Origin of the sequence: Actinomadura sp. K4S16, from assembly GCF_008327685.1 — a bacterium.
Classification (GTDB): domain Bacteria; phylum Actinomycetota; class Actinomycetes; order Streptosporangiales; family Streptosporangiaceae; genus Spirillospora.
The window spans coordinates 296,357-310,441 of record NZ_BDDE01000014.1 but is presented as its reverse complement, the minus strand read 5'-3'; the positions used below and the strand labels follow the sequence as shown (position 1 = coordinate 310,441).

Annotated in this window: 9 protein-coding genes and 1 pseudogene; 3 read left to right on the top strand and 7 right to left on the bottom strand. The window is 69.9% G+C overall.

Going from position 1 to position 14,085, the window contains the following annotated elements:
• Positions 1–519 precede the first annotated feature (519 nt).
• Positions 520–678 (top strand): DUF397 domain-containing protein, encoded by a 159-nt coding sequence (locus K4S16_RS19860; protein ID WP_149260747.1) that lies wholly within the window; start codon positions 520–522, stop codon positions 676–678.
• Here the strand turns inward: K4S16_RS19860 and K4S16_RS19855 are convergent.
• From K4S16_RS19855 to K4S16_RS19845, 3 genes are all read right to left on the bottom strand, one after another.
• Positions 653–2,635 (bottom strand): tetratricopeptide repeat protein, encoded by a 1,983-nt coding sequence (locus K4S16_RS19855; RefSeq protein ID WP_160160964.1) that lies wholly within the window; start codon positions 2,633–2,635, stop codon positions 653–655. The two genes, K4S16_RS19860 and K4S16_RS19855, sit on opposite strands and share 26 nt — an antisense overlap.
• A gap of 356 nt (positions 2,636–2,991) precedes the next feature.
• Positions 2,992–3,432 (bottom strand): hypothetical protein, encoded by a 441-nt coding sequence (locus K4S16_RS19850; protein WP_149260470.1) that lies wholly within the window; start codon positions 3,430–3,432, stop codon positions 2,992–2,994.
• 378 nt (positions 3,433–3,810) lie between these two features.
• Positions 3,811–4,209, bottom strand: a complete 399-nt coding sequence (locus K4S16_RS19845; RefSeq protein ID WP_149260469.1) for a glyoxalase/bleomycin resistance/extradiol dioxygenase family protein — start codon at positions 4,207–4,209, stop codon at positions 3,811–3,813.
• 95 nt (positions 4,210–4,304) lie between these two features.
• Here K4S16_RS19845 and K4S16_RS19840 point away from each other — a divergent pair, with 95 nt between their 5' ends.
• Positions 4,305–5,297 carry a YafY family protein gene (locus K4S16_RS19840; protein ID WP_149260468.1) on the top strand — a complete coding sequence of 331 codons (993 nt, stop codon included), beginning with the start codon at positions 4,305–4,307 and terminating at the stop codon, positions 5,295–5,297.
• Between the two features lie 586 nt (positions 5,298–5,883).
• Entirely contained in the window at positions 5,884–8,637 is a 2,754-nt protein-coding gene (locus tag K4S16_RS19835; RefSeq protein WP_149260467.1) for a LuxR family transcriptional regulator, read from the top strand.
• A 30-nt stretch (positions 8,638–8,667) separates the two neighbouring features.
• Here K4S16_RS19835 and K4S16_RS19830 read toward each other — a convergent pair whose 3' ends face one another.
• From K4S16_RS19830 to K4S16_RS19815, 4 genes and pseudogenes are all read right to left on the bottom strand, one after another.
• Positions 8,668–9,558, bottom strand: coding sequence for a polysaccharide deacetylase (locus K4S16_RS19830; RefSeq protein ID WP_149260466.1), 891 nt, complete (start codon positions 9,556–9,558; stop codon positions 8,668–8,670).
• Positions 9,559–9,603: 45 nt separating this feature from the next.
• The gene (locus K4S16_RS19825; protein WP_149260465.1) at positions 9,604–12,363 is read right to left on the bottom strand and encodes a helix-turn-helix transcriptional regulator; all 2,760 of its coding nucleotides are present in this window, start codon (positions 12,361–12,363) and stop codon (positions 9,604–9,606) included.
• 300 nt (positions 12,364–12,663) lie between these two features.
• A pseudogene (locus K4S16_RS19820) lies at positions 12,664–12,774 on the bottom strand (DNA starvation/stationary phase protection protein); the annotation flags it as partial.
• Positions 12,775–13,012: 238 nt separating this feature from the next.
• Positions 13,013–13,800, bottom strand: a protein-coding gene (locus K4S16_RS19815; RefSeq protein WP_200842010.1) for an IS5 family transposase whose coding sequence is annotated in 2 segments (ribosomal slippage) — positions 13,013–13,467 and positions 13,467–13,800 — 789 coding nt in all. Because the reading frame shifts where the segments join, the coding sequence is not laid out codon by codon here.
• Between the last annotated feature and the right edge of the window lie 285 nt (positions 13,801–14,085).

Below are 14,085 nucleotides of genomic sequence, written 5' to 3'. Positions count from 1 at the left end.
AGCCGCCGCGCCAGCCACGGCCGAGGCAACGCGGCCGGTGCATCCGGAGGGACAAGCATCCGCCGCGCCAGCTTCCCCCGGTTCCACGGACAGCTTGATCTTCCCCTGGCTCTCCGGTCACGTTTGTGAGGAGACGGTGGCCTGGAGTTGGTGGTGTTGCTCGATGCCCGCGGACCAGATCAGCCACGAACCCGCAGGCCGAGGGGGACAGGTCCAGCGCAGCACGATAGAACATCAACAGGAGCTCCTGGTGGCCAAGGTGGTCGCAAACCTTGACTTACCAGGAGCTCTCCCGATTACCGCCGCGCCGCGCGGCCCGCGACCAGCCTGTGACCAGCGAGATCAGGATGGAATCAGCTCAAGGGTTGACCTGCTGGCTGACATTAACAGATCCTGACAGGAACTGTCCGGCTCGAGCACGCGAATTTGGAGGTACCTGTGACCGAACCATCGCCACAGCGGCGTTATGCATTGACCGGCGATGACGTCCTGCGCTGGCGCAAGAGCATAATTTCTCAGATGTCTGGTTCTGGTTCCGACTGCGTGGAATTGGCTTGCGTCGAGCACGCGGTTCTTCTGCGTGACAGCAAAGACCGACAAGGTCACCAGATCCGCGTCAACAGGAGCGAGTTCCGGCGGTTCTTGGCGCATATCAAAGAGGGTGCTCACGATCTATGAATTCGCGGGAAACGGATGCGCCCCAGTCTTCTCTCCCGTATCCCGAGATGTCCGACCACCGCGTCAGACTACTTCGAACCTCCATCGTCCTGGGATGATCAGCACCTAGTACTCGCTCATACAACGGCAGCAGCCGCAGATATTGCTCATATGCCGCCGTTGGGTCTCCGGCCTCTCCCGTCCAGCGTGCCAAGTTGGCAGTAGAAGACAGCACGTGAGGATGCTCGGGTCCTAGGACACGTCGTCGTACGGGTAGGAGATCGGCGTACTGGTCACGCGCCGCTGCCGGGTCTCCAGCCTCTCCCGTCCAGCGTGCCAAGTTGGCCCTGGTGATGAGAGTACGGGGGTGCTCAGCGCCTAGAAGCCGCTCGTGCAACGGGAGCAGGTCCGAGAATTGATCCCGTGCGGCTGTGGGGTCTCCGGATTCCCCGGTCCAGCGCGCAAGATTGAGGCCATCGACGAGGGTGTGCAGGTGCTCGGGACCCGATACGCGCTCGCGGATGCGGACCAGCCTCGCGAATTGATCACGCGCTTCCGCCGGATCACCGGCCAGACCGGTGCAATAGGCCAGGTTGGCACGTGAGATCAATGTCTCATCGTGCTCAGCTCCCAGGACCATTTCTCGAATGGGCACGATTTCCGCGTACTGGTCACGTGCCGAAACCGCATCACCTGCTTCACCTGTCCATTGGGCTAAACTGGCACGTGCTACAAGGGTATGCGGATGTTCTGGACCGAGTGCCTCCTCACTGGCGGGAACCAACTCGATAAGCTGGTGCAGAGCCTCCGTCACCTCGCCAGCCTGACCGGTGAGGTCTGCGAGCACCGCACGCGCGAGCAGGCTGGCCGCATCATTTCGGCCATGCTCGCTCTCAAGGCATTCACATATCTGCCGCTGCAATGCTCGTGCCGCCTCATAGCCTCCGCTGGCCTCAAGGTAGCGGACAAACTTACCCAGCTCGTCGGGATCTTCAGCGAAGACGATGCGCGCATGTGGCAGAAGGGTGCTGTAAATTGCCCAGTTCTGGCTGAGTACCGGGTCTTCTGGCAACGCTCTCCGCAGCAGCGTTGCTGCAGTCTCGCGCCATGGATTTTCACCCGTTGACTGTTGAAGCCGAACTGCCTCCGCTACCAACGGATGCACGACTGCGATGGTGTCCGATCGACGAGCCGATCTGGTCTCGATCAGCCCTACCGACCGCAGTGCTTCCAACCCGACGCCAGCTTTCTCGGCGCTGGCGTCACCGCATATCCCGGCCAGCACTTCGTGATCCAACAACCAGACCGGGATGGGCAACGCGCCCATGAACCACGCGAGTACCCGCAAGAGGTCTCGCGCTTGGGGCACATCGTTCTGCGCCAACTGATCCAGAGAGAGTTCCCAGGTGCCGGTCACGACGTCACGGTCGCGTCCTCCAGCGCCCAGCAGTTCGGCGAAGCGGGACTCCAGCGCCCGTGCGTAGCCTTCAAACGTGGCCTCGCGCGCAAACGGCGAGGCCAGATGCGAGCCTGCCTGGTGCAGCGCCAACGCCAGCCCACCAAGCCGCTCTGAAAGGATCTGCGCCGTCGTACGGGAACCAGCGTGCGGAGCCAGATCAAGCAGGACTCTGGCGCCGTCCTGATTACTCAGCCAACCGATTGGGTGAATTTGCGTATTTCGACCCCAATTCCTTGGATCAGAGACCCTGCTAGTCGTAATGATCAAACCTGCCGTCGTCGGCCGCAGCCATCCATTGCCGTCACGCACCGGTCGGCCTCCGCACTCCAGCACCGAAATGTCATCGGCGTTGTCGATCACCAGCAGCCAACCCGTTCGTGTGCCCAGATGCCGCCAAAGCAGATCCGCCGGATCACGGCGGCCGGTCAATGCCGCATCCACCTCCGCCGAACCAGCCCCCAACTCCTGCGCGAGTTGGAGCAGAGACCATCGCAATGACGAAGCGTCCAGTGCGGGCACCCACCAAACATCGTGCCCCCGCCGTGCGGCCAGTTCCGAAACTCGTAGCGCCACAGCCGATTTCCCTGTGCCGCCGAGCCCGGCCAGGACATGCATCCGACCGTCAGGCGCATCCACGAGCCTGCCGAGGCGGTTCAACAGCGCGTTCCGACCACGTATTCGCTCCGGCAACCGCCCGACCGGTGGGAAGAGCAGCGCTGGCGCAGCAAAAGACTCATGCCGGCGCTCTTTCCGATCAGAGTCATCCCGACCCAAGTGGACGTGGATGTCACCGGCTGCGGTGAAGGCGTCTCGCTGCGCCCACACGTCTTGACGTTGCCCGCCGAGGTCACCGCTCCCGGCGTCGGCTGCTCCTGTCATTCCCGATAGCCTCCAGCTTCACCGGTCCCCGCTGAAGGACCTCTGTCCGACGACTGCTCCACCGGCTCGATCCGCTGGTTCACCGTCATATCCCGGCCCGCTGCGTACGCGTCCCGCCCCGCGCGCACACTCTGCACAACCGATCCAGCCGCCCCGTACTCCTGTGCCCACCCGGCCAATTCACCGGCGAACTCCTCGTCACGCTTCGCGTACCAAACCAACGCCGCTGCCAACTCAGCCACCCGACCCTCATCGGCCGGATCATCCACTGCCCGCTCCAACGCCTCCACCGAACGCTCATCCAAGCCGAACACCCCACGCACCCGCTCCCGGATTCGCCCGACCACCCCCAACGCAGCGCTCTCGCTCAGTCCCGATACCGCACCCGTGGCCGCCATCAACGCGACGGCCTCTGACATCGCCACCACATCCACCATGCGAAAGCATCCCCTTCGCTAATCACAGGCTCTGCCGATCAACCTAGGACGACTGGTACTGATCGACATCGCAACCACACATTTTATAACTCTTTGAAGCCTGTTCGGGAACTGATCGCTTAATTTGCAGAAACAGATCACGCAGAGGCTGTCTCATACACCACTCCGCTGGACGTGACCCGGGTGGGATGATCGAGCGCGATCCTGGGGGGTAAGTTAACGGCTGATCTTGGTTGTTGAGGTGTTCGGTTGGCGGTCGGGGTGAGTCGGCCTTCGAACTCGATCTGGAAGGCGTTGAGAGGCGCCTTCCAGCGCACGGTCCAGCGCTTGCGGCCCCTGCCGGGTTTGCTCTGCTGCCGTGCGCCTGGTGGGCCCGGATCAGCGGCCGAACTTGGCGATCGCTTCCGGGGTTACGGGGGTGAAGAAGTTGACGAGGTTGCCGTCGGGGTCGCGGAACAGCAGCGCCCGGTTGCCCCACGGCATCGTGGTCGGCTCGGTGACGAACTCGCCGACGTACCCGGTCAGGTTCGCGTGCACCCGGTCCACGTCGTCGACGAGGAACTCGATGATCACGCTGTGGTTGTCGGCGGGCCGGGACGAGCCCGGCGCGAACAGCGGGACGGTGCGGGTGCTCGCGATCGCCAGGGTCGCGTGGCGGGTGCGGATCTCGGCGAAGTCCTCGGTGGTCCAGTCCGCCCGCACGCCGGTGACCTTCTCGTAGAACTCGACGAGGCGGGCGACGTCCTCGGTGATGACGCGGATCGAAACGAAGTCCATGGCGGTTCCTCCTGGGTTCGCGGTGCCGTGGTGCTTCGCACGTTAGAGGGGATAGTGGACAGAATCGGTCCACTATTCGCCATAGGCTCGGCACCATGTCCCGACCGACCGGCCGCGTGCTCACCCTCCTCGAACTGCTCCAGTCCGGCGGCACCCGGACTATCGCCGAGCTCGCCGACCGGCTCGGCGTCGAGGGCCGGACCGTCCGGCGGTACGTCGACCAGCTGCTCGACCTCGGCGTGCCCGTCGAGGCGGTGCGCGGCCGCTACGGCGGGTACCGCCTCGCCCGCGGGCACCGGCTGCCGCCGCTGATGCTCAACGACGACGAGGCGCTCGCCGTGCTGCTCGGCCTGGTCGCCGGACGGCGCGCGGGCCTCGGCGCCGCGGCCGGAACCGCGAGCGAGACGGCGGCGGCGAAGATCCGGCGGGTGCTCCCCCCGGCCCTCGCCCGCCGGCTCGACGCCGTCCAGGAGTCGCTCGCGTTCACCCGGCCGTCCGACGGGACCGCCGCGCCGGACACCGGAACCCTGCTCACGCTCGCCGACGCCGTGCGCCACCGCCGTCCGGTCTCGTTCCGGTACGGCGACCGGGAGGGCCGCCGCACCGACCGCACCCTGCGCCCGTACGGAATCGTCAGCCATTCGGGCCGCTGGTACGTGACCGGCGAGGACACCGGGGTCGGCGAGAACCGCACCTTCCGCCTCGACCGCATCACGGACGCCCGCACCCTGCCCGGCTCGTTCGAGGCGCCCGCCGGGCCGGACCCGGCGGAACGCGTCCTGTCCGGGTTCGCCACGGCGCCTTACCGGTACGAGGTGACCTTGCGCATCCACGGGACGGTCGAGCAGATCCGCGCGCGCTTCCCCGCATCCATCGCGACCGTGGACGGACCCGCCGACGCGGACGACCCGGCGGCCGAGCGCTGGCACCGCGTCGAGATGCGGGCCGAACGGCTCGACTGGCTGCCCGCGCTCCTCGCTTCGCTCGACCGCCCCTTCGCCATCGAGCGCCCGGACGAGCTCCGCGCCCTCGTCCTCGGCCTCGCCGACCGGCTGGCAGAAGGGGCCCACCGCCCGCCCACCGTCTGATCCGGCGGACTGGTCGTACTTCCGAGCACGCTCTGAAGGGACGACTTCGTCCACCCGACCACCAGCTCGGCAGTGCGCGCGCGGTAACCCGGCGTGTGACAAAGCGCAGAAGCCATTTGGCTTACGGACGGGTGATTGTTTGCGAGGCGAGTGTCGCTTTGCAGATGTGCGGTTTGATGCCGCTGCACGGCTTCCGCGGGTTGCCCCGAAGGAGGGCGGCAACCAGGTCGGCGTCCCTGCGCTATTTGGATCAGGCGCGTCCTTTCTCGACTTTCTGTGGAGGCGGGACGGGCGAGCGGGGGAGCAGGTCGCGGCAGGGCCGTCTCCGCTGCGCAGGGCCATGCGGTGCTCGATCCGATCGCGGTTCTAGCGAAATGAGTCCGGGGTCGGCGTGGTATAAATCGCGATGTAACGTTCTTTCGTGGAACGTTCTATTGACGATCGCAGATGGATGTTCGACGTTCACTCAGAGTCACTTCCGGCGGCCGAGGAAACAGTGCGTCAGGCTTCTGAACTCGCCGCCGGCGCCCGGTGTCCGGGGTGGTCGCGGCCGGGTGGCTCGTGCTGAATTGCGGCGGAGATGGGCATGAGGACTGGGTTTGGGGCGTCCAAGCTGTTGAACCGGCAGCGGGAGCGCGCCGCGCTCGACGGCCTGGTGAAGGATCTGCGGTCCGGCCGCGGGCGGGCGCTGGTGGTGCGCGGTGAGGCGGGCGTGGGGAAGTCGGCGCTGCTGCAATACCTGGTCGAGGCCGCGGCGGACATGCGGGTCGCCCGCGCGGGAGGCGTGGAATCGGAGATGGAGCTGGCTTTCGCCGGCCTCCATCAGCTGTGCATGCCGCTCCTTGACCGGCTGGAAGGCCTGCCGGGCCCTCAGCGCGACGCCCTGGGGGTCGCGTTCGGGCTGCGTGAAGGGGGCGTACCGGACCGGTTCATGGTCGCACTGGCGGTGCTGACCCTCCTGTCGGAGGCGGCGGAGGAACAACCGCTCCTCTGCGTGATCGATGACGCGCAATGGCTGGACCGGGCGTCGGCGCAGGCGCTGCTGTTCGCGGCGCGCCGGCTGCTGGCCGAGCCGGTGGGTCTGGTCTTCGCCGCGCGCGACCCGGGCGAGCAGTTCCGGGGGCTTGCGGACCTGGAGGTTGGGGGACTGCCCGACCGGGAGGCCCGCATGCTGCTGCGGTCGGTGGTCCGGTTCCGTCTCGACGAGCCGGTTCAGGAACGCATCCTGGCCGAGACGAACGGCAATCCGCTGGCGCTGCTCGAGTTGCCGCGCGGGCTGGACCCCGCCCAGCTGGCGGGCGGGTTCGGGCTGGTCGGTGTGCGGGCGGTCCCGGCGCGGATCGAGGACGGCTTCCGCCGCCGGCTGGAGCGGCTCCCCGCCGACACGCGGTCGCTGATGCTGGTGGCGGCGGCCGAGCCGGCGGGCGATCCGACGCTGGTGTGGCGTGCGGCCGAGCGGCTCGGGCTACCCGCGTCCGCCGCGGAGGCCGCGCAGACCGACGGCCTGCTCGAGATCGGGATGCGGGTGCGGTTCCGGCATCCGCTGGTGCGGTCCGCCGTGTACTCGGCGGCGACGCTGTCGGAGCGACGCGCCGCGCACCGGGCGCTGGCCGAGGTGACCGATCGCGACCGCGACCTGGACCGGCGCGCGTGGCACCTGGCGGCGGCGGTGCCGGGAGTCGACGACGAGGTGGCCGCGGAGCTGGAACGCTGCGCGGGCCGGGCGGAGGCCCGGGGCGGCATGGCGGCCTCGGCCGCGTTCCTGCAGCGCGCGGCCGAGCTGACGGGCGAGCCCGCGCCGAGGTCCGAGCGTGCGCTCGCGGCCGCGCAGGCGAACCTCCAGGCAGGCGCTTTCGAGGCGGCGACGGAGCTGCTCGCCATGGCGGCGGCGGGCCCGCTGGACGAACTCCAGCAGGCCCGGGCCGCCCTGCTGCGCGGGCACATGGCGTTCGCCTCCGATGTGGGCGGTGAAGCTCCGGCACTCCTGGCGAAGGCGGCCCAGCGGCTCGAGCCGCTGGACACCGCGCTCGCGCGCGAGACGTACCTGGACGCTTGGTACGCGGCGATGTTCGCCGGGGAGTTCGCGGGCGCCGACGATCTCGAACGGATCTCCCTGGCCGCGCGGTCGGTGCCGCCGCCCGCCGAGCCCCGCCCGTCCGATCTGCTGCTCGACGGGGTGACCGCCCTGATCATCGACGGGCGCGCTCAGGCGGCGCCCCGGTTGAGCCGGGCCCTGCGGGCCTTCGGCGACGAGAAGATCAGCTTCGCGGAGGACCAGCGGTGGAGCCCGATGGCCGCGGCCATCGCGGCACTGGCCTGGGACGAGGCGAACTGGCGGACGATCATAAGCCGCGGCTTCCGGGGCGCCCGCGAGGCGGGGCTGCTCGGCCAGCTGGTGATCTGGGCGAACGCGCAGACCTCCGTCATGGTCTGGAGCGGCGAGCTCACGGAGGCGGCTGCGCTGATCGCGGAGGGGGAGGCGATCGCGGCGGCGACGGGCTCCCGGATGGTGCCCTACGGGGCGGTGTCGCTCGCCGGATACCGGGGTGTGGAGGCCGAGGCCGTTCCGCTGATCGAAGGCGTGATCGTGGAGGCCCGGGCCGCGCGGCAGGGGACGGGCGTCCAGCATGCGCAGTGGGTGTCCGCCATCCTGTACAACGGGCTCGGCCACTACGACAAGGCGATGGCCTACGCGCAGGCCGCCGCTCGACAACCTGATCTGCATGTCTCCGTGTGGGCGCTCGTCGAGCTGATCGAGGCGGCCGGCAGGGCCGGGGAGCCCCGGCCGGCGCTGGAGGCGCTCAGCCGGCTCGCCGAGGCGACCGGCATCAGCCAGGGCGATTGGGCGCAGGGGATCTACGCGCGGTCCCGGGCGCTGGTGAGCGACGGCGAGGACGCCGAGCGCTGCCATCTCGAGGCGGTCGATCGGCTGAGCCGCACCGGCTTCCGCACCGAACTCGCCCGGGCGCACCTGCTCTACGGCGAATGGCTGCGGCGCGAGGGGCGGCGGGCCGACGCGCGGGCGCGGTTGCGCACCGCGCACGACATGTTCACCGCGATCGGCATGGAGGCGTTCGCCGAGCGGACCCGCCGCGAGCTGCTGGCCACCGGCGAGACCGTCCGCAGGCGCGCCGCCGCCACGCGCGACCAGCTCACTCCCCAGGAGGCCCAGATCGCGCAGCTGGCCCGGGGCGGCCTGTCCAATCCGGAGATCGCCGCCCAGCTGTTCCTCAGCCCGCGGACCGTCGAGTACCACCTGGGCAAGGTGTTCAGCAAGCTTGAGATCACCTCCCGCCAGCAGCTCCGGAACGCGCTGCCCGATGGCGCCCCGGCGGGCTGACGGCACGGCACGACCGGACGCACGCCGGGCTTATGAAGCCTGCTCCAGGACGTATTGGGCGACCTGGGCGTGGGTGGCGTACCAGACGCCCTGCTGCGCGTCGATGTGCTCCAGCAGTTCGCGTAGTACGGCCATGCGGGAGCGGTGGCCGATGACGTGCGGGTGCATGGTGAGCTGGAACAGTCCGCCCTCCTCGAGCGCGGCGTCGAACTCGTCGCGCCAGATCCCCGCCACGTCCCGCGGCGGCGGGCAGGCCCGCAGCATGCCGCCGTGCTCCAGCAGCAGGTACGGCACGTCGTCCCTGATCCACTCGACCGGGATCTCCACGACTCCGGTCGGCTCGCCGTCGGCCAGCAGTTCGTAGGGCTCGTCGTCGGCCATGAGGGAGGAGTCGTAGAGCAGGCCCAGCTCACGCGTTATGGCCAGGGTGTGGTCGGAGAAGTCCCACGCCGGAGTGCGGATGCCGACGGGGCGGGTGCCCGCGAGCTTCTCCAGGGTGTCGGCGGCGCGCAGGGCCAGCTCGCGCTCGTCGGCGGGGTCCAGCAGCGCGTTGCTCTCGTGGATCCAGCCGTGCATGGCGACCTCGTGGCCCGCGGCGACGTAGTCACGGACCTCTCCTGGGTGCAGAAGTGCCGAGACCGCCGGCATGAAGAACGAGGCCGGGATGCCGAAGCGGTCCAGCAGGCGAAGCACCCGGGGGGCGCCGACGCGGGAGCCGTACTCCCCCTGGGCGAGTCTGCCCGGACTGGTCTCGCCGCCGCGCAGGTGGATCGTCTCGTGGTCGGAGTCGAAGGAGAGCGCGACGGCGACGCGGGCGCCGCCGGGCCAGGAGGCGGGGTGCAGGGAGCGGCCGGCGCGGACCCGCGCCACGTGGCCGCGCCAGGTCTGCTCGTCCCAATGCCAGGGCTGTTGTTCGGCCATGTGAGACTCCGTTTCGCGAGGACCGGACGGGGCGGGCCGGGCGGCTCACGCACCGTCATGGCCGTGGTCGGGCAGTGCCTGTGCGAGCTGGCGGCGAGAGGTGATGGCGAGCTTCGAGAACACCTTGCTCAGGTGGTATTCGACGGTGCGCGGGCTGAGGAACAGCTGGGCGCCGATCTCCGGGTTCGACAGCCCCTTCCGCGCCAGTCGGGCGATCTGACTTTCCTGAGGCGTGAGACCGTCGGGCGTGCCCGCGGTGCGCTTGCGGACGGTCTCGCCGGTCGCCAGGAGTTCGCGGCGGGCGCGGTCGGCGAAGCCCTGGGCGCCGAAATCCTGCAGCATCTCGTAGGCGGTGCGCAGGTGCTCGCGCGCGTCGAGGCGCCGGTTCTCGCGACGCAGCCACTCGCCGAACACCAGGTGGGTACGGGCGAGGTACGCGGCGGCCCGGCTGCGCTCGAGGTGCTCGATGGCCTCGCGGTACAGCAGGTCGGCGGCCTCGCCGTCGGAGAGCAGGGCCTTCGAGCGGGCGAGCACGCCGAGGGCCCAGTCGGTGCCGGCGGCGGTGGTGCGCTCCTCCAGCTGTCGCAAAGCGGTTGTGGCCGCTTCAGGGGCGTTGCCGTAGGCGGCCGCCTCGACCAGTTCCATGAGGGCGAACCCGGTGAGCCCCAGATCGTCGTGCTCGCACGCCCGTTCCGCACGGGCCCGAGCGTCCTGGTACCGGCCGAGGGCGTTGTACACCAACGCGCTCCCGAAGTGGCCCCCGCTGATCGCTCGCCCCTCACCCCAGGCGAGCGTCCGCTCGACGGCGGCGTCGAACCTCGCCGGTGCCTCGACCCCGCCACGCCAGCTCATGAGCAGGTTGGAGGCGAAGCCGAAGTGGGCGTGGCCGGTCACCTTCAAGATCGCGTCGGATTCCTCGACCAGCGTGGCGGCCGCGTCGAACTGGCCGGCGTAGATGTGCACGGTGGCGCGGTAGGTGAGGGCCTGGGGAAGGAAGTGGAGCGCGCCGATCTCGCGGGCCGCCTGGACCGCGTACTCGGTCAGGTCCTGCAAGGCCTGGTCGTCCCACATGTCCGCGGCGACCAGGTAGACCAGCCCCAACCGGCGCATGCTGTCATCCGGGTTGCGTCGGGCTTCCTGCCGAAACTCCTGCAGAACGCGCTTCAACCGCGGTGCCGCCGCGGCGTAGCCCTCGGCGAACCGCGCCACCAGCCCGTCCAGGAGTGCGTCGATCGGCCGTGTCGGCAGTGGTCCCGCAGGCGCGGTACGGGCGGTCTCGGCCACCGTCCGCAGGAGGTCGGGTTCGCCCAGCCTGCCGGCGAAGACCGCTGATCCGATGGCTTCGACGTAGGCCTCGCGTGCCTGCCCCGCGTCGACGCGGGACAGCTGACCGGCCGCGTCCAGCAGCGGGCGCAGAGCCTCACCGCCGCGCTTGCGCGCGAAGAGGATCTGGGCGCGCAGCCGGGCCACCCGTCCGCTCTGGAGCTCGGTCAACGGGCCCATCTCCGCGGAGCCGAGCAGTTCCAGCGCCATGTCCGGAGCGCCGGCCTCGAAGGAGGCCTGCGCCGCGGCCACCGCCCTTGCTCCGCGTCTGGCCGGATCCGGCGTCAGCTCGGTCGCGCGCCGCAGAAACGCCGCCGCCGCCGCGATGCCGCCGCGCGCCTGAGCCCGGTCGGCCAGCCGCTCCAGCTCGCCGGCCACGGACTCGTCGGATTCCAGTGCCGCGTGCGCGCGATGCCAGGCCCGGCGGTCGGGGTCGGACGCGGGATCGGTCGCCGTGGCCAGCGCCCCGTGCGCCGCCCGCCGCTCCGACGGGGACGCGGCCGAGTACACCGCCGACCGCACCAGCGGATGCCGGAACCGCGCCCACGCTCCGATCTCCAGCAACCCGTCGGCCTGCGCGGGCTCCACCGCCGAAGCCGGAACCCCCAGATGCCCCGCCGCGCGCCAGATCAGCGCCGGGTCGCCGGTCGGCTCGGCCGCCGCGACCAGCATCAGCGACCGGGTCTCGGCCGGCAGCTCCGCCAGCCGCCGACGAAAGCCCTCTTCCACCCGCGCCGGGACCGCCTGGGCCTCCACCATTCCGAACCCGCCCGCCAGCTGTGCCGGGCTCAGCCCGCGCGGAAGCTCCAGCAGGGCCAGCGGGTTGCCGTTCGTCTCCGCCAGGATCCGGTCCCTGATCTGGTCGTCCAGCGGGAAGCGGACCACCGAGCGCAGCAGCGCCTGCGCCTCCTGCTTGGGCAGGCCGCGCACCTCCAGGTCCACCAGCCCGTGGAACTGCCTGCCCGGCTCGCGCGCCGCGAAGATCAGCCCTACCGGCTCGGCCAGCAGCCGCCTGGCGACGAACGCCAGCACCTGGGCGGACGCCTGGTCCAGCCACTGCGCGTCATCGATCACACACAGCAGAGCGCGTTCCTCCGCCGCCTCCGCCAGCAGAGTCAGCACCGCCAGCCCGACCATGAACCGGTCGGGCACGTTCCCCTCACGCAGCCCGAACGCGACCGCGAGCGCGTCGCGCTGCGGGCCGGGGAGCTTCTCGATCCTGTCCAGCAGCGGCGCGACCAGCAGATGCAGGCCGGCGAACGCCAGCTCCATCTCCGATTCCGCCCCGACGGCGCGCACCACGCGCATATCGGCCGCCTGCCCTGTCGCATGCCGCAGCAGGGCCGACTTGCCCACGCCCGCCTCTCCGCGCAGCACCAGGGCTCGCCCGCGTCCGGAGCGCACATCCCCCAGCAGGCCGTTCAGCTCGGCTCGCTCTCGCTGCCGATCCAGCAGCGGCGCGCCCCCAGATAGCGTCCCCATGCCTCTTGTTTCTCCCGTTCGGTGCCCATCCGTCGGCGCGACCAAGTCGGCGGCTAGCGGGAGCCCCAACAGGATTCCATTTCAGTCAGGACCCGATCAAGATCCAGTCGAGGCACTCACCCTCGAAGCCGGACTCTTCACCGTCAAGCCGAGCAATGCTTGACGAACAGCCCTCTCGCCGGTGACGACTTCGCCTCCATCGAACAAGCCCGCGAAGAGGGACGCGGTTTCTTCGACAGCCTGGTGGAGGTTCATCGTCTGGGCTCCGCCGCCGCTCACCTGGGGCATGACGACGAGGCCGGCCGCGTCGCGCGCTTCGATCAGGACCACCTCGTGAGCCTCCAGCAACCGCGAGAGCGTGCCGGGCACCTCCTCCGCGCCGTCGGGCGGCCGCGGAACGCGGGTGATCTCCGGCCCCACCGCCGGCACCACAAGGGCGGGGAGCCCGCAAGGCCGTCCAGCAGCATCGCCGGCGTCACCGGATCGCATCACTGGACGCCGTTGAGGCGCATGGCCGGCGACCCCTGCGCCGCGCGCCATGCCAGGCCATCCCTGACCTTTTCCAGCGCCCAGGGCCGCAGGCCGTCCGCGCGCACGGCCGTGGCGTCCGGCAGCGGTGTCGGGGCGTGCCTAAGAGGTCGTAACAGAATCAGCGGACGAGGCGTCGCCAGCAGATGATGGCTGCGGCGAGGGTCATGAACGCCTCGTGGATGTCGTCGCGGGTCTTCCAGCGGATGCGTAAGCGGCGGAACCAGTGCAGCAGGGCGATAGTGCGCTCGACGACGTAGCGGTGGACGCCCAGTCCCGAGCCGTGCGGGCTGCCGCGGCGGGCGATGACCGGTTTGACGCCCTTGCTCCAGACCAGGCGGCGGTACTTGTCGTGGTCGTAGCCGCGGTCGGCCAGCAGCCGCTCGGGTCGGCGGCGGGGCCGTCCGACCCGGCCTCGGACGGGCGGCACCTTGTCCAGCAGCGGCATCAACTGGGTGACGTCGTTGCGGTTTCCGCCGGTCAACGACACCACGAGCGGGGTGCCGTGCCCGTCGGTCAGCACGTGGTGTTTGGAGCCCGGCCGGCCGCGGTCGACCGGGCTCGGACCGGTTTTGGGCCGCCCTTGAGCGCGCGGACGTGCGAGCTGTCGATCACCGCCCTGGACCAGTCCAGCTGCCCGGCAGCGTGCAGCTCCTCCAGCAGCAGCCGGTGCAGCCGCTCCCACACGCCCGCCTGATGCCACTCGGCCAGCCGCCGCCAGCACGTCATCCCCGACCCGAACCCCAGCTCCTGAGGCAGGAACTCCCACCGGATCCCGGTGTGCAGCACGAACAAGATCCCGCACAACACCTTGCGGTCGTCCAACCGCTTCCGTCCGGTATGGCGCTTGCGGCGCTCCACCTTCGGCAGCAGCGGCTCGACCCGCTCCCACAAACTGTCGGCCACGATCCATGGAGGTTGCTCACCCTTACGCACCCGCCCACACCACACCCGGACATCACGCGATGTCGCATCACATACGCATTTTGTTATGACCTCTAAGCGCATCCGGCAGCGGCCCGAAGGGGGCCGGGGATCCGCCATGTGCGGCGGCGCTGTGCCGACTGGCCAGGCATTCGGCCAGTGCCCGCGCGGGGGCCGTCGTCCTCCCCGAGCTCGGCGGCCCCCGCGGCGGCCGGCGGTCCGGCGGCGCGCCTTTGCGCCGCCGGACCGCCTCGATGCCATCTCCCCGAC

What these genes read in the sequence shown, in the direction of transcription:
- K4S16_RS19860 (WP_149260747.1), top strand. Translation starts at nt 520, where the DNA reads ATGTCTGGTTCTGGTTCCGACTGCGTGGAATTGGCTTGCGTCGAGCAC.
- K4S16_RS19850 (WP_149260470.1), bottom strand. Translation starts at nt 3,432, where the DNA reads ATGGTGGATGTGGTGGCGATGTCAGAGGCCGTCGCGTTGATGGCGGCC.
- K4S16_RS19845 (WP_149260469.1), bottom strand. Translation starts at nt 4,209, where the DNA reads ATGGACTTCGTTTCGATCCGCGTCATCACCGAGGACGTCGCCCGCCTC.
- K4S16_RS19840 (WP_149260468.1), top strand. Translation starts at nt 4,305, where the DNA reads ATGTCCCGACCGACCGGCCGCGTGCTCACCCTCCTCGAACTGCTCCAG.
- K4S16_RS19835 (WP_149260467.1), top strand. Translation starts at nt 5,884, where the DNA reads ATGAGGACTGGGTTTGGGGCGTCCAAGCTGTTGAACCGGCAGCGGGAG.
- K4S16_RS19830 (WP_149260466.1), bottom strand. Translation starts at nt 9,558, where the DNA reads ATGGCCGAACAACAGCCCTGGCATTGGGACGAGCAGACCTGGCGCGGC.
- K4S16_RS19825 (WP_149260465.1), bottom strand. Translation starts at nt 12,363, where the DNA reads ATGGGGACGCTATCTGGGGGCGCGCCGCTGCTGGATCGGCAGCGAGAG.